The sequence below is a fragment of the Pseudomonas sp. TE21394 genome, assembly GCF_054057835.1.
Window position 1 is genome coordinate 3,038,560 of sequence record NZ_JBSRZR010000001.1, and the last position, 26,229, is coordinate 3,064,788.

The window sequence follows — 26,229 nt, forward strand, 5'->3', positions numbered from 1 at the left end:
AGCGCGACGAGGAGATGGCTAATGGCTATAAATGGCGTCTGAATCTGTGGTAGCGTGAGCCCCTCCCGGCGGCTTTGGTATGGCGGCTAGTCCGTGTCTTTGCCTTCAAAGTAGTCAAATCGATGTCATGAACTAGGATTTGAGTCAATGGATTTCAACACTCTGGAAGAGCGCCTGGCGGACTATGGATCGGGCGGATATCTTTTCTTAGAAGCATTCATTATCAAACTCCTTCAGGTCGAGGGACAGCAGTTAGGGCAGAAGGTTGAAGGTCAAGACAGCCATGTTTCAGCTTTTGACGCCATTGCTCCAAGTGGTATCGGTGAAATTTCTTCACCGCTGGTTGTGGAAATCGTATTTTCTGTTTCCCGGTCAAAGCTCGATGCTACCGTTGAAAAATTTAGAGGGCATTCTAGTCGCGGTTACAGTTTGCTGATCATTGCTCCAAAAATATCAGATCTGAAGAAAAGTATTTATATCAATGAAGAAAACCCACAAGCGGACAATCTTGTCTACCTATGGGGTGGGAAGGAAGTCAACGAACTGATGCAGAAGCATAAGGAGGCTGTAGAAGCGCTCACCTCTAATTTGTTTTCTCTGCGTTTAAAAATGGCTGCGGAGCGTACTGTCAGGTCGTGGAAGGAAGATCGTGATCAGTTAGTAAAAGCAGTTGCTGAAAAATACCGAGCAGGCAGGTTTTCTTTAATTCTTGGCGCTGGAGTATCCAGTAGCGCTGGATTGCCTGATTGGAATACTCTGCTGAATTCCTTATTTGTTTCTATGCTATCGCAGGAAAATTTCGCCGGCCCCCACGGCGATCCGGTTAAGGTATCTGAAATCGTCGCCAGGCTAATGGAAGTAGATGGGCCGTCCACATTGATGTTAGCAAGGTATATCCGAAAAGGGCTTGCTGTGGGATCACCTGTAGAGCAGCAAGGGTTTGTTGATGCAATCACCCATCAGCTTTATTCTTTGCGTGACAAAAAATTCCCAGTTGAATCAGAGCTGATTTCTTCTATCGCGAAGCTATGTACCCCGACTCGAACCGGTGCCAACGTAAAATCTATTTTGACCTATAACTTTGATGATTTCATTGAGAGGGCGCTGCTCTCGCGCTCGTTGGTACATAAAAGCGTGTTCGAAGAGTTTGAAACACCAAGCGCTGAAGAACTGCCTGTATACCATGTGCATGGTTTTTTACCGGAGGATAGGCAGCGCTACTCCAATCTGGATCGATGCACCTTAGTTTTCTCTGAGGAAGGCTACCATCAGATTTACCGTGACGCCTATCACTGGTCAAATTTGGTTCAGTTGAACAGCTTCAAGGAAAGCTCGTGCCTTATGATCGGTCTTTCACTGACCGATCCGAATCTGCGCCGGCTATTGGAGATCGCGTCCAAATCGATCGAGGAGCCCAAACACTTCGCTTTTATGCGGCGTTTAACCTCCAAGAAATTCATGGAAGGGGCGAGTGGCAAGCCTCTCAAAATCTCAAATGCTGTGGTTGAGCGCTTCCTTGAAAGACACCATGCCACCAACGAAGAGCTTATGCGTGAGCTAGGGGTGAGCGTCATCTGGTACGAGGAGTATGGCGACATCCCGGAAATTTTGAGCAAGATTCACGCCGGGTGAGTGGCCCAAGCTTGTTTAAGACGAGTCGTTCAAAAGCTATCAGGTGGGTTGATCAGTTGCAGGCCTTGCACAGACCGTCCTTACCTCCGCCAGAGACAATCATTCGAGGTCACTCAACCAACGGCGCAATCCGATGCAAAGTCCCAGCGCCCGTAACCCTCGAAAACCGCTCAATCTCGCACATGCACTGTTCCATCACGCTAACCCCATGCGACTGCAGGTTCCTGACTAAGGCCACCGCTTTCATTTCTCCGCCAGAACCATCTTCTGAGCCATGCGCTCGGGCTGGATTTTGATTCCAAACAGCTCTACTGCTTCGGCCAGGTTGAGGTTGCGAGTGAGGATTTGACGCACGTCATCTGGCTGAGGTTTGCGGCCTTGCCGGATGTCTTCCTTGGGGATTTGGCGATAAGCTTTTCACCATTCCCGATCTCCGAGCGCCACCGAAAACGTCTTCGTCCTGAAACGGGTGGAATGTCTACACCCGTTCGTGGCTGTGCTCCATAGCTCAAAGCACAGCCATGAGGCGCACTTTTTGATCGCCCTACACCCGCCCAACAGCCCCACTTTTTAAGAAGTCCTCCAAGGGTTCTTGGCTATAGCTGCTGCTGAGGCCTGGCCGAGCGTAAGCAGCATAGCGAGCGTACTTGGCATATTTTGCGTACTTGGCGTACTTGGCTGGAGCAGCATACAGCGCGTAAGGGCACTGGCCGCCGATTGATCCCGCCCGTTGCCCTCGTCGGTTATAAAGCACCCCATCAACGAACCAGCCAATGTGCTGGCCGTTCCAGCCATAAAGGTTTTCTTCAACAACATATGCCACTGCATGGCCTGACCAAAGATAAATAGACATCTCGTTGTCGTCGGCAATGTACGCTACTGGTCGACCCCGACCGTCATAGAGTGTTTCTTCCATACTACTCCCCTACATATCATGGGTAGCGCTCTTGGGGAGCGCTATTGGTTGTATCCGCTAAAGGTTTGGCAGAGGGAATTCCAGAATGGGAGTTTTGCTAGAGATCGTGAGGGTATGCTTGGCTCTGGAAATGGCGACGTAGAAAGACTTGGCAGCTGCAGATTTTTGCCTGGTGTAGTGGATCGCGTCGGGAATCAATACGTGGTCGAACTCCAGCCCTTTGAGGAGCAGGGGGGTTGATATTGTCCTGGCCACCGGTGCTCTTCCTGTCCTGCTTAGGCGCTGCCTTACTGCTTCCGACGCAGCGACAAGGCTCTGATGCCTGCCATCCATGATTTCACTTAATGCCCGCCTGGTATCACCGATGAGCTCCCCTCGGAATGTTCTCGACAGGGGGTGACTCCTCTCCAGTTTCAATACCTCCAGAGCACTTTCAGCTGAACCATTAATCGACAGTATCGCCCAGGCGGCAGAAATTTCGATATCGAGGATGGCATCGGATGGATGCCCTGGCGCAGCCGGAGCACGAGTGATCGCATCATCAATAAGTGATCTCAACCCATCGGCGCGTGCTTGTGGGGCGGACACTGACATATCCCAGATTTCTGCAAAATCCATCAAACGCTTCGCCGCTATTTCTTCAATCGATTGAAAAGCTCCCCTGGTGCTCTTGGCTAAGTCGTTGCAAGTGTTTCTCCAGCAGTTTATCGCTGCCGTCGAACCGGTTCTGGAGTTGAACTCATCAAAGAACAGCGACATATCAAATGCATTATTGCTCTGGATGTAGTTAATGGGCCCCTCTCGAAGATCGATTGGTTCCCCTATCATCAGCTTCTGCCGAGTTTCCGCAATCCATTGACCCAGCGCGGTATTTGCTTTGGCCCAGCGGTGGGGTATTTGAAGTTCATAAGCGTGGGTGAAGTAACTGGCGACAGAGTCGCTCCAGCCGATTTTGGTTTCGACGAATTCAAAAATGCCCTGCATGGGATCCCCGAAAATAACGGTCGGAACAATGCTGGAGAGCCAGCCAGCAATCAAATGCTGGTACTGCTCGCAGTCTTGATATTCGTCTATCAGCACGCGGTCGTAGGAGGCCTTGATGACCTCCTGGACGACTGGGCTTTGCAGGATCGAAACCGCGCCAAGGTAGACGTCATCCCAATTGGGCTTGTTGGGATGCAATGCAGGCCTTCCTGAACGACCTGGGAACGCCTGGACATACTGGCGAGCCCACGATGCAATGGTGTCTACGACAACCTTGTCGCTGGGCACGTGCATTCGTTGGAGCCGAGCCCGGATTGCATGAACGCCTGCGTGTGTGTGAGTCAGTACTAAGGTTCGGTGCCCTAGGGCGGCCACCTTGGCGATCAGTTCCGTTTTCCCATGGCCTGCTGGAGCCACGACGGCCCGACGGCTGAGCGTGAGAATGGACTCAGGCGTTACCATAAAGCCAGCTCTCGACGGTGCGGAGGCATATGCCTATGGGCGACACATGTGGGTTGTCGATTATTTGCATCACGAGAGCGGATATAGCGCGACCGCGCTCAGCATTTTTGAACCAGCTTTTTTCGGCGGCTAGATCGCTTAAGCGTAGCCGGAGCTCTGGGCTGGAACCAACCAGATCCCAATCACAAAAACAGGCATCGACATCAAGGCCTTTGAAGGTTTTTTCTAAGTGATCCACTAACGTGGGCTCACTGATGAAGCCAATTACCAGGTCGAGCAGGCCGTCAATTTGGGCATCAGTGGCTGATTGGAACACCGCCCGCTCCGTGTTCAGACCACCCCCATACTCGATGACGCGCACGCTTTGAGCTTGTAGTTTGGCAGCAAAGTGGGCGTCCAGTTTTCGATCTGAATCTCTGAACAGACCCACTTCGTATCCGAGCGCCCGGAGCGCGAGCGCCAGGGGGGGGGCCGCTGATCCGCCGCCATCAATAATGGCCGCGCCGAGCTGCTCGATCGGAACGCCATCGTGTCTGTCGGGGTAGCGCTCCCTCAATCCAAGCATCATCCCCAGTTCTGTTGCGCCTTCACAGAGCAAAATTTTCCGGGCGAATAGAGCCCGTGGAGCCCCCTTCAAAACTCGGGAAATATCTCCGCTTGCCTGGGCATGTTTGATGTCTGCAACCGCCTCGGGTGAGCGGGAAACGATGAACAGAGAAGGTGGAGGCAGCTCAGCTAGGACGACATCGGAATGAGTGGTCATGAGAATTTGGCCTTTAGCCAGATGCGCTTTCTCTGCCTCCTGTTGCCATTTTTTTAGCTGCGCCATTGCGCCAAGGACGCGGTGTGGCTCTAGGCCTTGCTCCAGCTCATCAACGAGCACGATGGCGCCTTCGCTGATGGCTGAACGTTGAACAGCCAATGTCGCCAAACGCCTGGTTCCAAGGCCTGCCAATCGCAATGGTACCGAGCCGTCATGCAACGCGATCGAGCTGGAATTGAATCCACCTCGCCCTAGCTCAAGGTCGGGGCAGTAGGCTTGGTTGATGTAGGCGCCGAGTGAGCGGGCAGCCGTTTCGGCATAGGAGGCAGCTTGGGCTAACTCTGGGATGGAGCTCAGGTTGGCACTATGACGGGCAGAACGATAAGCATGAGCCAGCATCTGCGCGGTTTCATCGTTGGCCTCAGTCATCTTGGAGAGTACTGACCCTTGGGCCCAGGTCAGATGGCGTGCCTCGTCACCGGCCAGCCGGACAAGGCAGAACATAGCCCTGTCCCTGTTCGAAAGGATTCTTGGAACTGGATAGCGATCGCAGACCAGAGACCAAACGGGTTCCATGGTCGCATCGACCGAAAGTCTTACTGTCAGGACTGGGGTGTCGGCATCCTCAGGTTCATCGTTGAGCTCGCCCGTAGGGGAGAGGCCACGAAGATACAGGCCGAAGCGACCATCTGAGAGCAGAGCGCGGGACAATTCGCCGATCGTGACTTCCACTTCGATGTCGTCGGCGGTGTTTGCATGGTGGAAGTCGGCTTCGTTGAAGGTCATCCACCGTGGGGATAAGGCTGCCTCCACGGCGTCCAGCACGGTTGTTTTCGCGCTATCGCCCACGCCGATCAGGCAACAAATGGACTGTCCCATCAGCTTCCATTCGAGATGCTTGATGCCCCTGAAATTCTTTACAGTCAACTGCTCAACGCGCATCCATCACCCGAGAAGTGGCCAATTGCGATCAAGAGTAGCTGAGCTCAAACATAACTCAATGAATCGCCCCTGGTTTCGTAGACACCAGGGGCGATTCAATGACCTGATCGACGCCAGCTTCGTGAAGCGCTATCGGCAGCGGGAGCGTGATCGGTCGAGATCGTGATTCTGGTGGTAATTGAGGTTGCGATTGCAATCGTGATCGCGATTGGCACCCGATCGATCTCAGGGTGATTTTTGAAGGGGGAAGGGTAGGCCGGCTGCTCACTCCCTTTCGAAAATTTGGATCGCCTTTCGATGGTTAGGATGACGAGCGTGGAGACGATTCGTGGGTAGGAGTGAAAAGCGCTTTTAGGGAAATATTGAGTGCCGTTGGGGGGCATCGGGCTTTTGGCGTAGCTCAGGAGGAAGCTGACGGTGCACCAAATCTGGTGACTCTTTGGAAGGCGTCTGGGCGAGCTTGATTCGAGAGGGGCGCTAGGAGGCCTTGAGTAGCCTCGGGGCGGGGGATTCCCCTGGAAGGCCCAGAACTACTGGCCTGAAGGTGGAGCGGGTAGAGGGAATCGAACCCTCACCGATTGCTTGGGAAGCAATAGTTGTACCATTCAACTATACCCGCATGTCTTGCTAGTAAAGCTCGCTCACAAAAGCGGTTGTCCAGTAAGAACCCTCAACTAAAGCTTGGGAAGCTTTCGTTTTGCCACTAAACTATACCCGCGTCTGCGCAGAGCTTTTTACCAGAACCCTCCACGAATTAGAAGCCCGAGTTATAAAAAAGCTTGTCGGCACCCCATAGCTGCGGGTATCGGCTACAGGGCGCCGAAGGCGCTCAAATGGCAAATGCATGTTGCCCCTGTTGTACCGGCTGGTAGTGTTGACGCGGTTCGCGCATGGTCGGCTTGAGGAAGTTGAGCAGGACACTGCGGGTGTCTTCGGAAGCGGCCTTGTGTTCCATGTCGAGGAAATGGCCAGCTTCACGTATCACGCTGAACTGGCTCCTGCCTACATGCTTGCTGAACTGCCGGGCATCTTCGACGGTGGTGTACTCGTCGCGTTCGCCGTTGATGAACAGCACCGGAATGTCGATATGGCGCGCGCCGTTCAGGGCCCGTTCCAGGTCATGCTGCAGCACTTCATTGATGTGGAAGTGCATCTGCGCGTACTCGTGGCTGTCCAGGCTGCTGACGTGCCGGTAGTTGAAACGCTTGAACAGCGACGGCAGGTACTTGCCAATGGTGTCGTTGACCAGGTTGCCGACCTGATAGCGATCACAGGCGGCCAGGTACTGGCAGCCCCGCTCCAGATAGTCGCGCATCGGTTCGTTGATCACGGGCGAGAACGAACTCACCACCGCTTTCCTGACCTGCCGCGGCCGGTGCGCCAGCGCCAGCAACGTACTTGCGCCACCCCACGAGAATGACATCACGTGGTCTGCCTGGAAGTGCTCGATCAGCTCCAGCAGGATATGCGCTTCGGTCTCTTTGCTGATCAGGCGTTCGTGACGGTTGTGCGGCTTGGACTTGCCAGCGTAGGGCTGGTCGAACAGTACCACGTTGAACTGCGGGTGCAGGTTACGTACCGTCTGGGCGAACGATGCGGTGGTGGCCAGCGAGCCGTTGATCAGGATGATCGTTTTTTCGGCCGCGTCAGCGCGATAGAACTCCGTGTAAACCCGATACTGACCTTGGATATCAAGTACAGCAATTTCTGGCCTCATCTCATCGACTCCTGGCGCAAAAAGGGTATTCGCGTCACCTAGGGTGCACGTTCTTTATGACAGGTAGGCATTTGCCTGAAGAGAAACCGGGGCCCTGTGTCGATCCTTGGCACGTGTGTCGACGGGTGTTGTTTTTTGGCGGGCAATTTGCCGTGCCCCAAGGCATCGAGGCTCTGGGTGGCCGGCAAAAGGCGTCTTCGTCCACAAGTGTGACTTGGTAGTCACGTGCAGACTGACGTTTTCGATTCAAGCAGCGGGTAGCGGATCCTGCAAGTGCCGTTCGGGGGGAAATGTGACTTTTCTCGCTGAGCGGTCGTGTGGCGATGCTGGACTGCCTGTCGCAGCCTAGACCGTGGCTATTTCATCCGCCGTCAGCTCGCGAAACGCCCCTGGTGCCAACCCCGGGTCCAGGTGGATGGCGCCCATGCGCTCACGGTGCAACCCCACCACCTTGTTGTCGAAATGGCCGAACATGCGCTTGACCTGGTGATAACGCCCTTCGACGATCGCCAGCCGCGCCTGACGCGGGCCCAGGATATCCAGCCGGGCAGGTTGCGTAGTCAGATCCTCGAAGGCGAAGTAGAAGCCCTCGCGGAATTTGGCCACATAGTGCTCGCCGATCTCGTCCTCGGTTTCCACCAGGTAGTGTTTGGGCAACTTGGTCGCGGGCTGGGTAAGCCGCCGTGACCATTGGCCATCGTTGGTCAGGATCATCAGGCCCGTAGTGTTGAAGTCCAGGCGCCCAGCTATGTGCAGGTCTCCACGCAGCGCAGCGGGTAGCAGGTTAAGCACGGTGCGATGCTGCGGGTCCTGGGTGGCACTGACGCAGCCCGCAGGCTTGTGCAGCATCAGGTAGCGCGCCGGGCGGCCGGCTTGCAGCAACTGCTGGTCCAGCTCGACGCGGCTGAACTCGCGAACCTCGGTCAGCGGGTCGCTGGTCGTCTGGCCGTCCACACGCACGCGGCGTTGCGCCAGCATCAGACGCACTTGCTGGCGGTTGTAGCTGGGCAGGTTGGCAAGGAAGCGGTCGAGACGCATTGGGGACTGTCAGTCGGCGGATGATCGAAGTTGTTCTTCAACAGCCGCGCAGCGCGGGCAAAGGCAGGCTTTGTCGCGCAGTTCGGCGGGCAGCGCCTGAAGCACGGCCGGGTCGATGGTCACGGCGTAGCACCAGCAGGCCTGGGTAGCGCGGCGCGGGTCGGCAAGGGCGCACTGGTTGGACGCGCCACAGGCGGGGCAGTGTTGGGTATCAGGCATGGCTGCCGCTCAGCTGTGTCAAATTGTTGCAGAAATGGCACTGCACCTCGGCGCCACGGTCTTATCACATGTCGATGATCGCATTTCGTGTCGACGCTCGCCAGCGCCGCTGTTCGGGCACTCCAGCGGTCCAGGAGGCCGCCATGTCCTATCGAATCCTGTTGATCGCCCTGCTGGGGCTGATGACTGCCGGCTGCGTTCCGTACTACGAGAGCGGGGGCTACCATCGCTCGGATCACTACTACACCGACCGTTACGTATCGCCCGGTTATTACCGTCATGACCGTTATTACGTGACGCCACAACCGCGCTATTACTACCAGCCGGCGCCGCGTTACTACTACCGCTCGGCGCCAGCGCCGTATTACCGCTCGCCGCCGCCGCCAGCGATGCGGCAGTGGCATGGCAACCCACGCTATGACTATGGCAACCGCCAGCGCTACGACTATGGGCGCGACCGGGACCGCCATGACTATCGCGGTGGTAGCCAGCGCTACCAGCAAGATCGATGGCATTCAGACAGGCGAGGGGATGGTGGCCGTCGCTGGGATGGGCGGCGTGGGCAGGGGGGGAACTGGCAGCGGTAGGTGGATTGAAGCGGGGGCGCATTGCGCCCCTTTTCACCACGGGCGTGCAAAACGCGCGCTCTCGCCGCTAACCCATATCAGCCAGCGGGTGGCGCCCTTCCCAGACCTTGGCAAAATGCGCCTCGACCACCGCCGCCGGTACCTGCGTTACGTCGGGCCAGTGCCAGCGCGGCTGGTTGTCCTTGTCCAGCAGCCGGGCGCGTACCCCTTCGCTGAATTCCGGATGGCGACAGCAGTTCAGGCTCATGCTGTATTCCATCTGGAACACCTGCGCCAAAGACAAATGGCGAGCACGGTGGATCTGCTCCCACACCAGGTGTGCCGTCAGCGGGCAGCCTTCATGCAAGCGCTGGCCGGCCTCTGCCAGCAGCGGGTCGTCGTCCTGCTTGAGCCCTTCCAGTGCACGCCACGCAGCGGCAGCATCGGCCACATCGAGCAATTGATCGATCGCTGGCCGCCGCGGCAACCATTGGGCCTCGGGCAGCTCGGCGCAGGCACGGCGCTGTTCGGCCTTGAGCAGGCTGTTCAGTTGCAGTGCGGTCTGCTCCTGCCAGTTCAGTTGCAGCAGTTCCTCGATCAGCGCTTCCTGCTGGTTCTCGCCCAGGAAGCGGTCGGCCAAGCCCAGGTCAAGGGCGTCGTGGGCATTGATCGGCGCGCCTGTCAGGCCGAGGAACAAGCCCAGCTTGCCCGGCAGGCGGGCCAGGAACCAGCTGGCGCCCACATCCGGGTACAGGCCGATGCTGATTTCCGGCATGGCCAGCCGACTGCTGGGGGTGACGATGCGCACGTTGGCGCCTTGCAGCAGACCCATGCCACCACCCAGCACATGCCCGTGCCCCCAGCACAGCAGCGGCTTGGGGTAGGTGTGCAGGGCGTAGTCCAGACGGTATTCGGCGGCGAAGAAGGTGGCGGCCAGCGGAGGTACACTGCCGGGCTGGTCGCGGCAAGCCTCCACCAGCGCTCGCACATCGCCCCCTGCACAGAACGCCTTGCTACCGCTGCCGCGCAGTAGCACGCAGACGATCCCGGGATCACGGGCCCAGCTGTGCAGTTGCTCGCCCAGTACCTCGATCATCGGCAGGTTCAGGGCGTTCATCGCCTTCGGCGCATCCAGGGTGGCAATGCCGATGCGGGCGCCACAGGCGCCGGTGAGTACCTCGCAATGAATGGCCATGGGCTACCTCGCGCAAGTCATCGCACAAGTATGGCTTGCCTGGCCGAACATGCCGGTCGTCGGTCGGATCGTTTGACAAGCGCACGGGGCTTACCTAGTGTCGCGCCATTGTTTACGGAAGGCCCCATGACTGACGACGATCGCATCAAACTCGAACCCAGCTGGAAAGCCGCCTTGCGCGCCGAATTCGACCAGCCCTACATGCATCAGTTGCGTGAGTTCCTGCGCAGCGAATATGCCGCCGGCAAGGAGATCTATCCGCCAGGACCGCTGATCTTCAATGCGCTGAATTCGACGCCGCTGGACCAGGTGAAGGTGGTCATACTCGGCCAGGACCCGTATCACGGGCCGGGCCAGGCCCATGGCCTGTGCTTCTCGGTGCAGCCGGGCGTGGCTGCGCCACCGTCGCTGGTCAACATCTACAAGGAATTGCAGCGTGACCTGAATATCCCGATCCCCAACCATGGCTACCTGCAGAGCTGGGCCGAGCAGGGCGTGCTGTTGCTCAACACGACCATGACCGTGGAGCGCGCGAATGCGGCATCGCATGCCAAGAAGGGCTGGGAGTTGTTTACCGACCGGATCATCCAGGTAGTCAGCGAGCAATGCCCGAACGTGGTGTTCCTGCTATGGGGCTCGCATGCACAAAGCAAGCAGAAGCTGATCGACGGGACCCGGCACCTGGTGCTGAAATCGGTACATCCGTCGCCGTTGTCAGCTTATCGGGGCTTCCTGGGTTGTGGCCATTTCAGCCGGGCCAACAGCTTCCTCGAGCAGCGCGGGCTGGCGCCGATCAACTGGGCATTGCCACCGCTGTGATGGCCTGACAGACCGCGCAGAACGCGACACGATCATTCCGGCTTGGCATTCCATAGCCGGAACAGCGGCTCTGCCAGGAACAGCACCAGCAGCAGCCGCATTACCTGCAGCGCTGTCACCAGCGGCACCGATAGCTGCAAGGTCTCGGCGGTCAGGCTCATCTCGGCAATTCCCCCGGGCATCATGCCCAACGTCAGCGACCGCAGGTCCAGCGCGGTCATCACGCTCAGCACCCAGGCCGCGCTGGCGGCGATCGCCATGCATAACGCCGTTGCGACCAGGGTGCGCATGAGGAACGAAGGCGCACGGCGGAAGAACGCGCGGTTGAAGTGACAGGCCAGGCCGCTGCCGATCAGCCACTGGCCGATCTGGCTGGCGCCATTGGGCAGGCCAATCTGCAGGTTGGCCGCCAGGCTCACCGTGGCGGCTACCAGCAACGGCCCGAACAACCATGGATTGGGTTGGCGCAAGCGTTGCCAGAGCAACGCAACGGCAATGCCCAGCGGAGCAATCATTGCCAGCCAGCCCCAACTCACGCTGCCGGCATGATTCAACGGCACCCCTTCACCCAGCAGGAACTTGAACAGCGCGGGTACACACAGCACCACCGCGAGCACGCGCAGGCTCTGCGCCGCTGCCACCTGGCTGAGCACTGCGCCATTGCGAGCGCCAAGGTTGACCATCTCACCCGAACCACCAGGCATGCTGGCGAAGAACGCAGTGGCGCGGTCTTCACCGGTACGTCGCAGCAGCCATACGCTGAGCACGCTGGACACGGTGGTGAACAGTGCGCCGAAGAAGATCAGCGCGAAATGGCTGGCCGCCTGCTCGATCACCGCCGGGGTGAAGTGCAGTCCGATGCCGATGCCGATGATCCACTGCCCGCATTTGCGGCCATTGGGGATTTCCGGCAGTTGCCAGGGCGTCAGGCAGCGCACCAGGATGATCGCCAGCAGGGAGCCGACCATCCACGGCAACGGCCAGCCGACCTGGCTGGCGGCAAAACCACCGGCAAGGCCGACCAGCCCGGTCGCGACAAACAGCGGCGAGGAACGATCAGGCATCGGCCATCGCACGGCGCTGCAGGCTACGCTTGCGCCAGCTGCGCAGCAGCGGCAGGGTCAGCATGCAGATGGTCAGTACCCATACCGACAGGCTGATCGTGCTCGACCAGAGGATGCCCAGTTCACCGTTGGAGATCGACAGGGCGCGGCGCAGGTTCTGTTCCATCAGCCCGCCAAGGATGAAACCGAGCAGGATCGGCGACAGCGGGAAGTCCAGCTTGCGCAGGATGTAGCCCATGATGCCGATGCCGACCATCAGGAACAGGTCGAAGGTGGTGGCATGCACGGCATACACGCCGATCGCGGTGATGATGGCGATCACCGGCACCAGTGCCCAGTTCGGTACGGCCAGGATACGGGTAAAGATGCGGATCATCGGAATGTTGAGGATCACCAGCATGATGTTGGCGACGAACAACGAAGCGATCAGGCCCCAGACGATGTCCGGCTGCTGTTCGAACAACAGTGGGCCGGGGGTGATGTTGTACAGGGTCAGTGCACCGATCATTACCGCCGTGGTACCCGAGCCAGGTACGCCCAAGGTCAGCATGGGTACCAAGGCACCGCAGCAGGAGGCGCCGATGGCGGTTTCCGGGGCCGCCAGGCCGCGGGCATCACCCTTGCCGAAATTGCCTTTTTCGCCCGCCATGCGTTTCTCGGTCATGTACGCCACGGCGCTGGCCAGGGTTGCGCCGGCGCCTGGCAGCACGCCCATGACGAAGCCCAGCAGGCCGCAGCGGATGTTGACCACGAACACCGAGGCGGCTTCCTTGAGGTTGAACAGCATGCGCCCGGTAGCCTTGACCGCCTGGTGACCATGATGGGTTTTTTCCAGCAGCAGGAGGATCTCGCTGATGGAGAACAGGCCCAGCACCAGCACCACGAACTGGATGCCGTCGGCCAGGTGCACGCTGTCGCCGGTGAACCGGTACACGCCACTGTTGGCGTCGATGCCGACGGCCGACAGGAACAGGCCGATCAGTGCGGCGATGAAGGTCTTCAACGGTTTGTCACCGGCCATCCCGCCAAGGGCGACGATGGCGAACACCATCAGCACGAAGTATTCCGCCGGGCCGAAGGCAATCGCCCATTTTGCCAGCAGCGGTGCGAACAACACCATGCCGCAGGTGGCGATCAAGGCACCGATGAACGAACTCCATGCCGACAGTGACAGCGCCACGCCAGCCAGGCCATTGCGGGCCATCGGGTAACCATCGAGGGTGGTCATCACGGTCGAGGCCTCGCCCGGGATGTTCAGCAGGATCGAGCTGATCCGCCCGCCGTATTCACAGCCCAGGTACACCGCTGCAAGCAGGATCAGCGCCGACTCCGGCGGCAGGCCGAGGGCAAACGCGATGGGGATCAGCAAGGCCACGCCGTTGATCGGGCCGAGGCCAGGCAGCAGGCCGACCACGGTGCCGATCAGCGTACCGGTGAGGGCGGTGACCAGGTTATAGGGGGACAGGGCGACGCCGAAGCCCTGGCCCAGGTAGCTCAAGGTATCCATGTGTCAGTTCTCCAGTACGCTCAGCAGGCCAAGGGGCAAGGGCACGTCCATCACGCGGTCGAACAACCAGTAGAGGAACAGGCTCATGCCTGCCACCACGATGAAACTGTGCAGCCAGCGGCCGCCGTACAGGCGGGCCATGGGTACACCGATCAGGATGCTACTGAGGATGAAGCCCAGGGCTTCGAAGGTGCTGGCGAATACGATCAGCAGGCCGACGCAGGCGCTGATCTTGGTCAGGGTTTCGCGGTCCAGCTCCGGCTCGTCGTCCTTGCGCACGATGGGGGTGGGGCGGAACACCAGGTACAGCAGGCCCAGAGCCATCAGGCCGAGCATCAGCAGCGGATAGGCGCGCGGGCCTACCGGTTCATAGGAAAATGCCGCCTGATAGGGCCAGGCCATGACGGCCAGGGCTGCGCACACTGCCAGCAGGACCAGGGCAAAGATGCGTTGCAGGATCATGAAGGAATCCTCGTTCGTGGGAGCGGGGTTACCCGCGCAAGCGTCAGGCGCCAAAACGGTGCTGTCCGAGCTGACGCATTGGCGGGTAAACCCGCTCCCACAGGGGGCTGTAGAAGGTCGTGGTGGCTTACTGGATCAGGCCGAATTCCTTGGCCAGGGTCTTGTAGTCAGCCACCTGCTTCTTCACATAACCGTCCAGCTCTTCGCCGGTCATGGCGAACGGGAACAGCTCGCGCTGGTCACGCAGCTTGGCGAAGTCTTCCGAGGCCAGCATCTTGTCGAACGACTGCTTCCACCAGGCGTAGTCTTCGTCGCTCACCTTTGGCCCGAGGTAGAAGCCGCGCACCACTGGCCAGACGATGTCGTAGCCCTGTTCCCTGGCGGTGGGAATGTCTTTCATTTCCGGCTCGTCCAGGCGGTTTTCCGAGAACACCGCGAGAATGCGCATGTTGCCGCTCTGGATGTGTGGCATGGAGTCGGAGATGTCGGTCGAGCCCACCTGGATATGCCCGCCCAGCAGTGCCGTGGCGATTTCGCCACCGCCCTCCAGGGCCACGTAGCGCAGGTCGCGCGGATTGATGCCTGCCGCCTTGGCGATCAATGCGGTCTGCATCCAGTCCTGGCTGCCGACGGTACCGCCCGAGCCGATCACTACCTTGCTCGGGTCTTTCTTCAGCGCCGCGACCAGGTCGTCGAGGGTCTTGTAGGGTGAGTCGCTCTTCACCGCGATGGCGCCATAGCTGGTGCCGACGGCGGCCAGCCATTTCACCGCATTTTCATCAAAGCGGCCGAACTTGCCCTGGGCCAGGTTCAGCAACGAGCCGCTGGACCAGGCGACCAGGGTTCCGGCATCGGCCGGCCGTTGGGCTACCACGGCGTTGTAGGCCACTGCGCCGACACCACCTGGCATGTAGGTGACGCGCATCGGCTTGCTGAGGATCTTTTCCTCCACCAGGGCGCTTTGCACCAGTTTGCAGGTCAGGTCGAAGCCGCCGCCGGGTGAGGCGGGGGCGATGCATTCAGGGCGTTTCGGTTCGCCAGCCAGGGCGTTGCCGGCCAGCAGCAGGCAGCCGGTAGCGAGGACGAGGCGGCGCAGTGAAAAGGTCATCGGTTATCTCCGTAAGCGTTGTTGTTATCGGTTTACCGCTGTTGGGTTGTCGCGAAGGCTTACCACAGCGCCACGCTGTAGCTCACCAGCAGCCGGACTTCGTCGGCATCACGGGCGAAATTGGAGCGGAAGGTGGCGTTGCGCAGGCGTACGGCGACGTTTTTCAACGGGCCGCTTTGCACCACGTACTTCATTTCGGTATCGCGTTCCCATTCCTTGCCCTCGCCACCAGCGGCGCGGCTGACATTGTCACCGCTGATGTAGCGGGTCATGAAGGTCAGGCCAGGCACGCCGAGCGCGGCGAAGTTGTAGTCGTAACGCGCCTGCCAGGAACGCTCGTCGGCGTTGGCGAAGTCGTTGATCTGGACGAAGTTGACCAGGTACGGGTCGGCTCCATCGACATAGGGGAAGGCGCTGTCGCCGGACAGCTGCTGCCAGGCGGCGCTGATCTTGTGCCCACCCAGGGCGTAGCTGAGCATGCCGTTGACGGTGGTGTTGTCGATGTTGCCGGCCTTGGCGGCACCGGCATCGTCACTCACGGCCAGGCGCAGGTCGGCGCCGAAGGTGCCCGGGCCCCATGGCTGGGTGGCGAGCAGGCCGATGAAATGCTGGCGGTAGATGTCATCCAGCTGGGCGAAATGGTAGCTGCCGGTGATGCGGTCGGTGAACTGGTAGTCGAGGCCGGCCAGGTCCAGGTTGTCGGCACTGAACGAGCCACCGAAGCGGCCGTTCTTGTTGTTCAGGGCCAGGTCTTCCCAGTTGGTGTCGTTGCGATCCTTGGCTTTGTCCAGGCGGCCGCCGGTGAAGGTCAGGCCCTTGATCTCCTTCGAGGTGAGCAGGCCACCTTCGAAGGTTTGCGGCAGGATGCGCCCGTCGTTGGGTTGCAGGGTCGGCAGTTCCGGGATAAGGGTGCCGATCTTCAGTTCACTCTGCGACACCTTCACCTTGCCGGTCAGGCCCAGCTTGGAATACTCGTCGGCAGCCTTGCCGTCATCATGGGTGGGCAGCAGGCCGGTATCGGTGCGGTCGGGGCTGGAGTCGAGCTTGATGCCGAGCATGCCCAGCGCATCCAGGCCGAAGCCCACGGTGCCATCGGTATAGCCGGACTCGAAGTTGACAATGAAGCCCTGGGCCCATTCGTCGCGCTTGGATTGCTGGGCACTGGTGCCGTCGCGGAAGTCGCGGTTGAAGTACATGTTGCGGGTTTCGAAGGTTGCCGTGCTGTCTTCGAAAAAGGCGGCCTGGCTGATCGGGGCGACACCGGCAAGCGCAAGGGCGCTGGCGATGGCAGAGGGGCGTGCGGCAAAGGAACGGGGAGGCGTGAACGCCTGCGGCTGCAATGACAGCATCACTGTTGGCTCCGATTATTGTTCTTATTGGTTGCACCTTGCTGGTGCTTTTGTTCGGCGCGAAGGGCGACCGTGGTGCGATGCTAGGTAATCAACCTTTCGCTAACCTTTCAGCGTGAAAGGTTTGTCGACAGGGCTTCACAGGCCTGCCGACAGCGGTACACTCCGCGCCACCGACCCACCCGAGCAGGGAGAAACCGATGCGTGTGCTGCTGGTCGAAGACCACCTGCAACTGGCCGAAAGCGTGGCCCAGGCCTTGAAGAGCCATGGCCTGACCGTGGACGTGCTGCACGACGGCGTGGCCGCCGACCTGGCCCTGGCCAGCGAGGAGTACGCCGTGGCCGTGCTGGACGTTGGCTTGCCACGCATGGACGGTTTCGAGGTGCTGGCGCGCCTGCGCGGTCGCGGCAAGACCTTGCCAGTGCTGATGCTGACCGCGCGCAGCGACGTCAAGGACCGTGTCCACGGCCTGAATCTGGGCGCCGACGACTACCTGGCCAAGCCGTTCGAGCTGACCGAACTGGAAGCCCGGGTCAAGGCCCTGCTGCGTCGCAGCGTACTCGGCGGCGAACGCCAGCAACGCTGCGGGCCGCTGGTGTACGACCTGGACACCCGGCGCTTCGCCCTGGGCAGCGACAACCTGACCCTGACTTCGCGCGAACAGAGTGTGCTCGAAGCGTTGATCGCGCGGCCGGGGCGGGTGATGAGCAAGGAGCAACTGGCCGCCCAGGTGTTCGGCCTGGACGAAGAGGCCAGCCCCGACGCCATCGAGATCTACATCCACCGCCTGCGCAAGAAGCTCGACGGTCACCCGGTTGCCATCGTCACCTTCCGCGGCCTGGGCTACCTGCTCGAGCACCGCGATGCGTGACAACGGCAGCCTGCGCGGGCGCTTGCTCGGCAACCTGGCCTTGCTCCTGGTGGTGCTGATGCTGGCCAGCGGCCTGAGCGCCTACTGGAACGGCCGCGAGGCCGCCGACACGGCCTATGACCGCACCTTGCTGGCCTCGGCGCGGACCATTGCCGCAGGCCTGTCCCAGCGCGACGGCTCGCTCAGCGCGGACGTGCCGTATGTGGCCTTGGACACCTTCGCCTACGACAGTGCCGGACGCATCTATTACCAGGTGCTGGACATCCAGCAGCGGTTGATCTCCGGCTACGAGAACCTGCCTGCGCCGCCGCCCGGCACGCCGCGAACCGATGACTACCCAGCACTGGCGCGGTTCTACAACGCCACTTACCTGGGCCAGGACGTACGCGTGGTCAGCCTGTTGAAGCCAGTGAGCGAACCCAACATGAACGGCATGGCGGAAATCCGCGTGGCCGAGACCGAGGAAGCCCGGGTGCGCATGGCCCGCGGCTTGATGGCCGATACCCTGTTGCGCCTGGGCATGCTGGCGCTGGGTGCGCTGGTGCTGGTGTGGTTTGCCGTGAGCGCCGCGCTGCGGCCGCTGGAGCGCTTGCGTACGGCGGTGGAGGAACGCCAGCCGGACGACCTGCGGGCTTTGCCAGTGGTGCAGGTGCAACACGAGCTGGGCCCGCTGGTACGGGCCTTGAACCACTTCACCGAGCGCTTGCGCGGCCAATTCGAGCGCCAGGCGCAATTCATTGCTGACGCTGCTCACGAATTGCGCACGCCGTTGGCCGCGCTCAAGGCGCGGGTCGAGCTGGGCTTGCGCTCATCGGAGCCACAGGAATGGCGACAGACCCTGGAATCCGCGGCCCAGGGTACCGATCGGCTGACCCACCTGGCCAACCAGCTGTTGTCGCTGGCGCGGGTCGAGAACGGCGCGCGGGCGATTGCCGAAGGCGGCGCGCAGCGCCTGGACCTGAGCCAGTTGGCGCGCGAACTGGGCATGGCCATGGCCCCGCTGGCGCACAAGCGTGGAGTGGCGCTGGCCCTGGAAGCCGAAGCCCCGGTGTGGCTGAAAGGGGAGCCGACGCTGCTCAACGAACTGTTGAGCAACCTGGTGGACAATGCGCTGGCGCATACGCCTGCGGGCGGCAACGTGATCCTGCGGGTGCTGGCGCCGGCGGTGCTGGAAGTGGAAGACGACGGGCCGGGGATTCCCGAGGCCGAGCGTGAGCGGGTGTTCGAGCGCTTCTATCGGCGCAGTGCGCAGGGGAGCGGGCTGGGCTTGGCCATTGTCGGTGAAATCTGCCGGGCGCACCTGGCGCAGGTGAGCCTGCATGATGGCGCCAAGGGCGGCTTGCGGGTGCGGGTGAGTTTCATCGCGGATTGATGTGTTGCCTGTACCGGCCTTTTCGCGGGTGAACCCGCTCCCACAGGGACCGCGCCGCTGCAGAAGGCTACGTCATACCTGTGGGAGCGGGTTTACCCGCGAAGAGGCCGGCACTGGCTGGCGCCGGTCAGCGCAGCATGCTCCGCGCATCGATCAGTTCATCCACCTCCAGCTCGGTGCCGAACGGCAGGCCCAGGTGGCGATACGCCGGCAGCGCCGCCAACGGCCGGTGGCGACCGCGCTGGCTGATGCAACGGGCGATCTGCACGATGTCGATATAGTCGATCCGGTCGGTCTGCCGGTCCAGGTCCTGTACCTGGCTTGGCAGGTTGACCAGTTGCTCAGGGAAATCCCAGGCCTTGAGGATCTTGTCGCCCAGCACTGGCTGGATGTGTTCGATCACGTAATGCAGGCACACCGGGTCGGACAGCAGTTCGTTGTGCTCTTCGGCATAGATCAGTACCGGTAACGCGCCGATCTGGTTGACCAGCCCGCCGAGGGTGGCCTGGTCGGGCTTGAGCTGCGTGAAGCGCCGGCAGATCTCGTAGCTGATACCCGCCACATCCAGGCTGTTGGCCCAGATATCACGGAGCTTCTGCTCAACCGCCGGAGCGCGGGCGTGAAAGATCTGCTCGATCACCAGGCCAATGGCCAGGTTGCAGCTGTAGTTGATGCCCAGCCGCGTGATGGCAGTGTGCAAGTCGGTGACTTCGACCGCCGCGCGCAGCAGCGGGCTGTTGACAACCTTGATCAGGCGCGCTGAAAGCGCCGCATCGCGACTGATCACCTTGCTCAGGGCCGCTACGCTGATTTCGCTGTCTTCCGCTGCCTCGCGGATGCTCAAGGCAACCTCGGGCAGGGTTGGCAGGACCAGGTCATCCTTTTCGATGGCATCGAGCAATTGTGCTTGAACCATCTCGGCCAGCTTGTTCATGGGCGTGTCTACCGCAGTGGTGGTGCGGCCCCGCCACGGGGCGGGGCAGGCTGGTCAGCGCTGGATTTCCCGGTCGCGGTCCAGTTCGTAGGGCAGGGTCAGTACCCGCAGGCGCGGGCCGCCGAGGCTGCCCAGGTGCAGGTTGTCATCGTCCACTGCTTCGGCGCTGAGCACCGCGAGCAGCTCGCAGCCCGAACCCGTGCTGGCGGCAAGGACCACCTCACCGACCGACGAACCATGGGTGGGCGAGAAAATCTCCTCACCCGGAGCCGGAATGTCTCGCTGGTCCAGGGCCAGGCGGTACTGGCGGCGCTTCAGCTTGCCCAGGTACTGCATGCGGGCAACGATTTCCTGCCCGGTGTAGCAGCCCTTCTTGAAGCTGACGCCGTCGACGGCCTGCAGGTTGATCATCTGCGGAATGAACAGCTCACGGGTCGGCCCCATGACCTGGCCGATACCGGCACGGATCTGCCCCAGCAGCCAGTCGTTGAGACTGCCTTCGGGCAGCGCCGCGGCCAGCGCCTGGCGTACCTTTCCGGCGTTGTCGGCTGGCACCCACAGCTCCACGCGTCCTGCGGAAACGGCGACGGCCACCAGGCCTTCATGGCGAACGGTGCTGCCAGCGGCAGCGGGCACATCGAGCCCCAGCGTCTGCAATGCCATATCGCCACCCTGCAGGCCGAAGCGTGCCCAGGCGTTACTTTCATCGGTCAGTGTGGCCTTGGAAAACACGGCGTATTTCTTCAGGTCGGCCAACTGCGGCTCGAGCAACTCGCTGGCCATGGCCATCAGGTAGCCATTGCCTTCGGGCAGGATGCGGAAGCTTGACTGCATGCGCCCCTTGACCATGCAGCGGGCGCCGAGGCTGGCGTGTTCCGGGCTGAGGTAGTTGATGTTGCAGGTCAGCTGGCCTTGCAGGAACTTGCCTGCATCGGAGCCGCGGACGGCGAGGATACCCTCGTGGGACAGGGGGCAGAAGAAAGCGGAATCGGCCATGGGTCATCGCGGTGGCTTAAAGACTGGCGGCCATCATAGAACGCCGGTAACAAAATAGGTAGGTGACTAGACCAACGCCCGGTGTCGCTTCGCTCGCCTGGCTGTATACTGGCGGGCCATTCGAGGAGGGCCCCATGGTCGAACAAACTGAACTCAACCGGCTTTTCTGGCACAGCCGCCGCGGCATGCTGGAACTGGACGTCCTGCTGGTACCTTTCACCCAGGAAGTCTACCCCACGCTCAACCAGACAGACCGCGAACTCTACGTGCGCCTGTTGAGCTGCGAAGATCAGGACATGTTCGGCTGGTTCATGGAGCGCACCGAGTCTGAAGACCCGGAGCTGCAACGCATGGTCCGCATCATCCTGGACCGTGTCCAGCCCAAGTGAGTGTTTCGAGTGCCGCTGGCACGGCTCGCGCCGGCTGCTGACGGCCTACCTGGGTTGCCAGGTGCTGGCGTGGCTCGCCGTTTGGACAAGCCCGCTGCCCGGGTGGCAGGCCCTTGCCGTTGTCGCCACCTGTATCGCCCATGCTGGCTGGGTCATTCCCCGACGTATCCTGCTGACCCATGAGCATGCCGTGACTGGCCTGCGCCGTGATGCGCACGGCTGGTACGTGTTCAGCCGTGCCCGTGGCTGGCAGCCGGTGCGTCTGTGCCGGGACAGCGTGGCGTTGCCGGCACTGGTGGTGCTGCGCTTCGAGCGGGCGGGGCAATGGGTGGGGGAGAGCCAGTGTGTGCCGCGGGATGCGCTGGGGGTTGATGAACACCGGCGCTTGCGGGTGCGGTTGAAGTTCAGTCGGCGGCGCTGGGCTGATAGCAGCCGGGCATAGATCGGGGCCGAATTGCCTTCTTCGCGGGCGAACCCGCGAAGAAGGCGACGCCGGCCTCAGACCGGGCTGAGGATGGTGTCCTTGGCCTCGGGCAGCATCCCTGGGTAGTCCAGTGTATAATGCAGCCCGCGGCTTTCCTTGCGCTGCATGGCCGAGAGGATCATCAGCTCGGCCACCTGCGCCAGGTTGCGCAGCTCGATCAGGTCGCGGCTGACCTTGTAGTTGCTGTAGAACTCGTCGATTTCGTCCAGTAGCAGGCGAATGCGGTGCTGGGCCCGCTGCAGGCGCTTGCTGGTGCGCACGATGCCGACGTAGTCCCACATGAAGCGCCGCAATTCATCCCAGTTGTGCGCGATGATCACGTCTTCGTCCGAGTCGGTTACCTGGCTGGCGTCCCAGCCGGGCAGGGCCTTGGGCATGACCACTTCATCCAGGTGCGCCTGGATGTCGGCCGCGGCAGCGCGACCGTAGACGAAGCATTCCAGCAGCGAATTGCTGGCCATGCGGTTGGCGCCGTGCAGGCCGGTGAAGCTGGTTTCGCCGATGGCATACAGCCCCGGCACATCGGTGTGGCCGCGGTCGTCCACCATGACCCCGCCACAGGTGTAGTGTGCCGCCGGTACCACCGGGATCGGCTGGCGGGTGATGTCGATGCCAAAGGTCAGGCAGCGCTCATATACCGTGGGGAAGTGGTTTTTGATGAAGTCGGCCGGCTTGTGGGTGATGTCCAGGTAGACGCAGTCCACACCCAGGCGCTTCATTTCATGGTCGATGGCGCGGGCCACGATGTCACGCGGGGCCAGCTCTTCGCGAGGGTCGAAGCGTGGCATGAAGCGTTCGCCATTGGGCAGGCGCAGCAGGGCGCCTTCGCCGCGCAGAGCCTCGGTGATCAGGAAACTCTTGGCTTGCGGGTGGTACAGGCAGGTCGGGTGGAACTGGTTGAATTCCAGGTTCGCCACCCGACAACCGGCCCGCCAGGCCATGGCGATGCCGTCGCCGCAGGCACCATCGGGGTTGCTGGTGTACAGGTAGACCTTGGCCGCGCCGCCCGTGGCCAGCACGGTGAAGCGCGCACCGAAGGTGTCGACTTCGCCGGTATTGCGGTCAAGCACATAGGCACCCAGGCAGCGCTCGCCGGGCAGGCCGAGGCGGCGTTCGGTAATCAGGTCGATAGCCACGCGCTGCTCCAGCAACTGGATGTTCGGGCGCAGGCGGGCCTGGGCCAGCAGCGTGGTGAAAATGGCGGCGCCGGTGGCGTCGGCCGCATGGATGATGCGCCGGTGGCTGTGGCCGCCTTCGCGGGTCAGGTGGAACTCGAAGCCACCATCGTCGACGCTGTAGTGCTCATCGCGGGTAAAAGGCACGCCTTGCTCGATCAGCCATTCGATGGCTTCCCGGCTGTGCTCGACGGTAAAGCGCACCGCCTGTTCATGGCACAGGCCACCGCCGGCGTTGAGGGTGTCCTCGACATGCGACTGCACGGTATCGCTATTGTCCAGCACCGCTGCGACCCCGCCTTGGGCCCAGAAGGTCGAGCCGTTGGCCAGGTCGCCCTTGCTGAGCACGGCGACGCGCAGGTGACTGGGCAGGTTCAGTGCCAGGCTGAGACCGGCGGCACCGCTGCCGATCACCAGGACATCATGTTGGAATTGTTGGCTCATGTCGGGACACTAGTAATCTTCGGAAGGGGCGCGGCACAATAGTCACGCGCCGATGGCATTGTGAAACTATCGTTAAAGCTGGCCGGGTTGCCTTTATAGCAGCCCAAGGTGGCCAATTTCCATGCCACTTGCCTGGTCGCGACAACCTTTGTGGGAACTTTCCGATACGGCCGGAAATCCTATGAAGGCTGCCCGTACGCCACAATTTGCCGCGGCGACGCAGGGCGGCAGGCCTGTCCAGGCTGTCCCTGCGTACTCGAAACCTTGATTATCGACGTAGCCGGCCGTGACCGTGCAGCGTCTTCCGTGCAAGCCGACCAAGGGCTGCAGGAAACTTGCTTGGAGGGGAGAACTTTTGCGAAAAGCCCGAGTCTATGGTTGCAAGCCTGAACGATGGCTGCTGCAACGCTCCTTCGAGTTCACTGAGGAGTGTTCATGCTAACCCAGGAAGAGGATCAGCAGCTTGTCGAGCGTGTTCAGCGCGGCGACAGGCGAGCGTTCGATCTGTTGGTGCTGAAGTATCAGCACAAGATTCTCGGGTTGATCGTGCGGTTCGTTCACGATACCCACGAGGCCCAGGATGTAGCACAGGAAGCCTTCATCAAGGCCTACCGTGCGCTTGGCAATTTCCGCGGAGACAGTGCGTTTTATACGTGGCTTTACCGCATCGCCATCAACACGGCGAAGAACTACCTGGTGTCCCGTGGAAGACGGCCACCAGACAGCGATGTGAGCTCTGAGGATGCGGAGTTTTACGACGGCGATCATGGTCTCAAGGATCTCGAGTCCCCAGAGCGCTCGTTGTTGCGGGATGAAATCGAAGGCACTGTCCATCGCACCATCCAGCAACTGCCGGAAGACCTGCGCACGGCCCTGACCCTGCGCGAGTTCGACGGACTGAGTTACGAAGACATTGCCAGTGTCATGCAATGTCCGGTGGGTACCGTGCGCTCTCGAATCTTCCGCGCTCGGGAGGCCATAGACAAAGCCCTGCAACCTTTGCTGCAGGAAACCTGAGACAGCGGCGACAGCCAAGAGAGGAACCGCCATGAGTCGTGAAGCTTTGCAGGAATCGCTGTCCGCGGTAATGGATAACGAAGCGGACGAGCTTGAACTGCGTCGGGTATTGAATGCCGTCGACGATGCTGAAACCCGTGCCACCTGGTCGCGTTACCAGGTTGCCCGCGCAGCCATGCACAAGGAGCTGCTGCTGCCGAACCTGGATATCGCTTCGGCGGTTTCTGCCGCCCTGGCTGACGAGGCCGTGCCGGCCAAGGTCAAGAAGGGGCCATGGCGCAGCATCGGCCGCCTGGCGGTAGCTGCTTCGGTCACCGTTGCGGTGCTGGCCGGTGTACGCATGTACAACCAGGACGAGATCACTGGCGCCGAGCTTGCTGCCCAGCAACCTGCCCAGCAGGGGCTGACTGTGCCACAAGCACAGGGCCCTGCCGTTTTGGCAGGCTATAGTGAAAGCGGTGAGCAACCGACCGGGCCGATGGCCAACGGCGTGCTGCAGAACCAGGCCGGCTGGGATCAGCGTCTGCCAGGCTATCTGCGCCAGCATGCCCAGGAATCTGCGCTGAAGGGCACTGAAACCGCATTGCCGTATGCCCGCGCCGCCAGCCTGGAAAACCGTTAAGTAAGGAGGATCATGCGCGCGCTACCTCTCCTGTCGCTGCTGATTGGCAGCTGCATGACGGTGCCAGCATTGGCGGCCAATTCCTCGCCCGAGGCGGGCGAGTGGTTGAACAAGCTGGCACAGGCCGAGCAAAAGCAGAGCTACCAAGGCTCTTTTGTCTACGAACGTAACGGCAGTTTCTCCTCCCACGAGATCTGGCACAAGGTCGAAGACGGCAAGGTCAGCGAGCGGCTGTTGCAGCTCGATGGCGCCGCCCAGGAAATCGTGCGCGTGGATGGCAGGGTAGAATGCGCCAGCGGTGCTTTGGCCGGTGGCGTGACGCTACCTACGGATGCCCCCCAGCGCCTGCTGGATCCCCTGAAACTGATGGGTTGGTACAATTTGAGCGTGGCGGGCAAGTCGCGGGTCGCCGACCGCGATGCCGTGATCGTGACGCTCACCCCACGTGACCAGCACCGCTATGCCTTTGAATTGCACCTGGATCGAGCAACCGGGTTACCGCTGCGCTCGTTGATGGTCAATGACAAGGGGCAGTTGCTGGAGCGCTTCCAGATGACCCGTCTCGATGCTGAAGTGCCCAGCGACGAAGACCTGCGTGCCAGTGCTGCCTGCAAGCCCGTGCAGCATGTGGCCGCTGCCAGCAATGACAAGGTCGCCGGTTGGCGTTCGGACTGGCTGCCGCCAGGGTTCGAGCTGGTCAACAGTTCGGTGCGCCGTGATCCGAAGCAGGGTGGTGCGGTCAGCAGCCTGATGTATGACGATGGCCTGGCACGCTTCTCGGTGTTCCTCGAGCAGGTGAACGATGACGGTGGCAATGACGTGCGTACCCAGCTTGGCCCCACGTCGGCAGTGTCGCGGCGCCTGAACACGCCCAAGGGCAAGGTGATGGTCACCGTGGTCGGCGAAATTCCGCTGGGTACTGCAGAGCGTGTGGCCCTGTCCATGCGTCCCCAGGACGCTCAGGCGCGCCAGTAATTGCGCGCCTTTGCTGGCTGTGTCCAAGCAGCGGACATGTGCCTGAAATGAAATTAAAGCATTGTCATTTGCAATCTTTCGGCAAATTTTCTATAGGTCAGGCTTCTTGGAGCCTGGCCTTTCCTGCTTTGGGCAGGGCCTTTCTAAACTACCGCTCGTTGTGACGGGAGCCGTATGTCAATACCACGCTTGAAATCCTACCTATC

At 61.0% G+C, this 26,229-nt stretch carries 25 protein-coding genes and 1 tRNA gene; 10 read left to right on the forward strand and 16 right to left on the reverse strand.

Annotated features, from left to right (window positions below; all coding sequences use genetic code 11):
* The first annotated feature begins 147 nt into the window (after positions 1-147).
* Complete coding sequence (locus ACVWZT_RS14020) at positions 148-1,632, forward strand: SIR2 family protein (RefSeq protein ID WP_457469862.1); 1,485 nt, start codon at positions 148-150, stop codon at positions 1,630-1,632.
* 544 nt (positions 1,633-2,176) lie between these two features.
* Here ACVWZT_RS14020 and ACVWZT_RS14025 read toward each other — a convergent pair.
* The 7 genes from ACVWZT_RS14025 to ACVWZT_RS14055 form a co-directional block, all read right to left on the reverse strand.
* On the reverse strand, positions 2,177-2,548 hold the full coding sequence (locus tag ACVWZT_RS14025) for a 4-fold beta flower protein (protein WP_457469864.1): 372 nt from the start codon (positions 2,546-2,548) through the stop codon (positions 2,177-2,179).
* Between the two features lie 57 nt (positions 2,549-2,605).
* Complete coding sequence (locus tag ACVWZT_RS14030) at positions 2,606-3,826, reverse strand: UvrD-helicase domain-containing protein (protein ID WP_457469866.1); 1,221 nt, start codon at positions 3,824-3,826, stop codon at positions 2,606-2,608.
* Positions 3,827-3,980: 154 nt separating this feature from the next.
* Complete coding sequence (locus tag ACVWZT_RS14035; protein ID WP_457469868.1) at positions 3,981-5,699, reverse strand: ATP-dependent nuclease; 1,719 nt, start codon at positions 5,697-5,699, stop codon at positions 3,981-3,983.
* A gap of 545 nt (positions 5,700-6,244) precedes the next feature.
* Positions 6,245-6,318: transfer RNA gene (locus ACVWZT_RS14040), tRNA-Gly, on the reverse strand.
* Positions 6,319-6,528: 210 nt separating this feature from the next.
* Positions 6,529-7,416, reverse strand: coding sequence for an alpha/beta fold hydrolase (locus ACVWZT_RS14045; protein WP_296229911.1), 888 nt, complete (start codon positions 7,414-7,416; stop codon positions 6,529-6,531).
* Positions 7,417-7,761: 345 nt separating this feature from the next.
* Positions 7,762-8,454: a pseudouridine synthase gene (locus tag ACVWZT_RS14050; RefSeq protein ID WP_457469871.1), complete on the reverse strand. Its 693-nt coding sequence runs from the start codon at positions 8,452-8,454 to the stop codon at positions 7,762-7,764.
* 9 nt (positions 8,455-8,463) lie between these two features.
* Positions 8,464-8,673, reverse strand: a complete 210-nt coding sequence (locus ACVWZT_RS14055; RefSeq protein WP_296229913.1) for a cysteine-rich CWC family protein — start codon at positions 8,671-8,673, stop codon at positions 8,464-8,466.
* Positions 8,674-8,816: 143 nt separating this feature from the next.
* Between ACVWZT_RS14055 and ACVWZT_RS14060 the strand changes: the two genes are divergently transcribed.
* Positions 8,817-9,260 carry a hypothetical protein gene (locus ACVWZT_RS14060; RefSeq protein WP_296229915.1) on the forward strand — a complete coding sequence of 148 codons (444 nt, stop codon included), beginning with the start codon at positions 8,817-8,819 and terminating at the stop codon, positions 9,258-9,260.
* 67 nt (positions 9,261-9,327) lie between these two features.
* Here ACVWZT_RS14060 and ACVWZT_RS14065 read toward each other — a convergent pair whose 3' ends face one another.
* Positions 9,328-10,434, reverse strand: coding sequence for an enoyl-CoA hydratase/isomerase family protein (locus ACVWZT_RS14065; RefSeq protein ID WP_457469873.1), 1,107 nt, complete (start codon positions 10,432-10,434; stop codon positions 9,328-9,330).
* Positions 10,435-10,560: 126 nt separating this feature from the next.
* On the opposite strand from ACVWZT_RS14065, the gene ung reads away from it, so the two are divergent.
* Positions 10,561-11,253, forward strand: a complete 693-nt coding sequence (gene ung / locus ACVWZT_RS14070) for a uracil-DNA glycosylase (protein WP_296229918.1) — start codon at positions 10,561-10,563, stop codon at positions 11,251-11,253.
* 32 nt (positions 11,254-11,285) lie between these two features.
* On the opposite strand, the gene ACVWZT_RS14075 is transcribed toward ung, so the two are convergent.
* The 5 genes from ACVWZT_RS14075 to ACVWZT_RS14095 form a co-directional block, all read right to left on the reverse strand.
* Positions 11,286-12,317 (reverse strand): AbrB family transcriptional regulator, encoded by a 1,032-nt coding sequence (locus ACVWZT_RS14075; RefSeq protein WP_457469875.1) that lies wholly within the window; start codon positions 12,315-12,317, stop codon positions 11,286-11,288.
* Positions 12,310-13,824 carry a tripartite tricarboxylate transporter permease gene (locus ACVWZT_RS14080; protein WP_296229921.1) on the reverse strand — a complete coding sequence of 505 codons (1,515 nt, stop codon included), beginning with the start codon at positions 13,822-13,824 and terminating at the stop codon, positions 12,310-12,312. Before ACVWZT_RS14080 ends, ACVWZT_RS14075 begins: the two co-directional genes overlap by 8 nt.
* Before the next feature lie 3 nt (positions 13,825-13,827).
* Positions 13,828-14,286, reverse strand: coding sequence for a tripartite tricarboxylate transporter TctB family protein (locus tag ACVWZT_RS14085; protein WP_296229922.1), 459 nt, complete (start codon positions 14,284-14,286; stop codon positions 13,828-13,830).
* 127 nt (positions 14,287-14,413) lie between these two features.
* On the reverse strand, positions 14,414-15,394 hold the full coding sequence (locus tag ACVWZT_RS14090) for a Bug family tripartite tricarboxylate transporter substrate binding protein (protein ID WP_296229923.1): 981 nt from the start codon (positions 15,392-15,394) through the stop codon (positions 14,414-14,416).
* Positions 15,395-15,453: 59 nt separating this feature from the next.
* Positions 15,454-16,743, reverse strand: a complete 1,290-nt coding sequence (locus tag ACVWZT_RS14095) for an OprD family porin (protein WP_457469878.1) — start codon at positions 16,741-16,743, stop codon at positions 15,454-15,456.
* Between the two features lie 200 nt (positions 16,744-16,943).
* Here ACVWZT_RS14095 and ACVWZT_RS14100 point away from each other — a divergent pair, with 200 nt between their 5' ends.
* On the forward strand, positions 16,944-17,615 hold the full coding sequence (locus tag ACVWZT_RS14100; protein ID WP_289130462.1) for a response regulator: 672 nt from the start codon (positions 16,944-16,946) through the stop codon (positions 17,613-17,615).
* Positions 17,608-18,987, forward strand: a complete 1,380-nt coding sequence (locus tag ACVWZT_RS14105) for a sensor histidine kinase (protein ID WP_225779045.1) — start codon at positions 17,608-17,610, stop codon at positions 18,985-18,987. Before ACVWZT_RS14100 ends, ACVWZT_RS14105 begins: the two co-directional genes overlap by 8 nt.
* Positions 18,988-19,114: 127 nt before the next feature.
* Here ACVWZT_RS14105 and ACVWZT_RS14110 read toward each other — a convergent pair whose 3' ends face one another.
* Positions 19,115-19,921 carry an HDOD domain-containing protein gene (locus tag ACVWZT_RS14110; protein WP_225779044.1) on the reverse strand — a complete coding sequence of 269 codons (807 nt, stop codon included), beginning with the start codon at positions 19,919-19,921 and terminating at the stop codon, positions 19,115-19,117.
* Positions 19,922-19,975: 54 nt separating this feature from the next.
* The gene (gene ygfZ / locus ACVWZT_RS14115) at positions 19,976-20,917 is read right to left on the reverse strand and encodes a CAF17-like 4Fe-4S cluster assembly/insertion protein YgfZ (protein ID WP_457469881.1); all 942 of its coding nucleotides are present in this window, start codon (positions 20,915-20,917) and stop codon (positions 19,976-19,978) included.
* A 134-nt stretch (positions 20,918-21,051) separates the two neighbouring features.
* Between ygfZ and ACVWZT_RS14120 the strand changes: the two genes are divergently transcribed.
* Together ACVWZT_RS14120 and ACVWZT_RS14125 are read left to right on the forward strand one after the other, a co-directional pair.
* Positions 21,052-21,306 carry an FAD assembly factor SdhE gene (locus ACVWZT_RS14120; protein ID WP_296229928.1) on the forward strand — a complete coding sequence of 85 codons (255 nt, stop codon included), beginning with the start codon at positions 21,052-21,054 and terminating at the stop codon, positions 21,304-21,306.
* Positions 21,290-21,748, forward strand: a complete 459-nt coding sequence (locus tag ACVWZT_RS14125; protein WP_457469884.1) for a protein YgfX — start codon at positions 21,290-21,292, stop codon at positions 21,746-21,748. The genes ACVWZT_RS14120 and ACVWZT_RS14125 overlap by 17 nt, the downstream gene beginning before the upstream one ends.
* Before the next feature lie 56 nt (positions 21,749-21,804).
* Here ACVWZT_RS14125 and nadB read toward each other — a convergent pair whose 3' ends face one another.
* A complete protein-coding gene (nadB, locus tag ACVWZT_RS14130) occupies positions 21,805-23,409 on the reverse strand; it encodes an L-aspartate oxidase (protein ID WP_457469886.1) in 1,605 nt (534 codons plus the stop codon).
* A 435-nt stretch (positions 23,410-23,844) separates the two neighbouring features.
* Between nadB and rpoE the strand changes: the two genes are divergently transcribed.
* The 3 genes from rpoE to ACVWZT_RS14145 are packed head-to-tail and all read left to right on the forward strand — an operon-like array spanning position 23,845 to position 26,023.
* On the forward strand, positions 23,845-24,426 hold the full coding sequence (gene rpoE / locus ACVWZT_RS14135; RefSeq protein ID WP_003252049.1) for an RNA polymerase sigma factor RpoE: 582 nt from the start codon (positions 23,845-23,847) through the stop codon (positions 24,424-24,426).
* Positions 24,427-24,457: 31 nt separating this feature from the next.
* Complete coding sequence (locus ACVWZT_RS14140; protein WP_457469888.1) at positions 24,458-25,048, forward strand: sigma-E factor negative regulatory protein; 591 nt, start codon at positions 24,458-24,460, stop codon at positions 25,046-25,048.
* A 12-nt stretch (positions 25,049-25,060) separates the two neighbouring features.
* Positions 25,061-26,023 (forward strand): MucB/RseB C-terminal domain-containing protein, encoded by a 963-nt coding sequence (locus ACVWZT_RS14145; RefSeq protein ID WP_457469890.1) that lies wholly within the window; start codon positions 25,061-25,063, stop codon positions 26,021-26,023.
* Positions 26,024-26,229 lie beyond the last annotated feature (206 nt).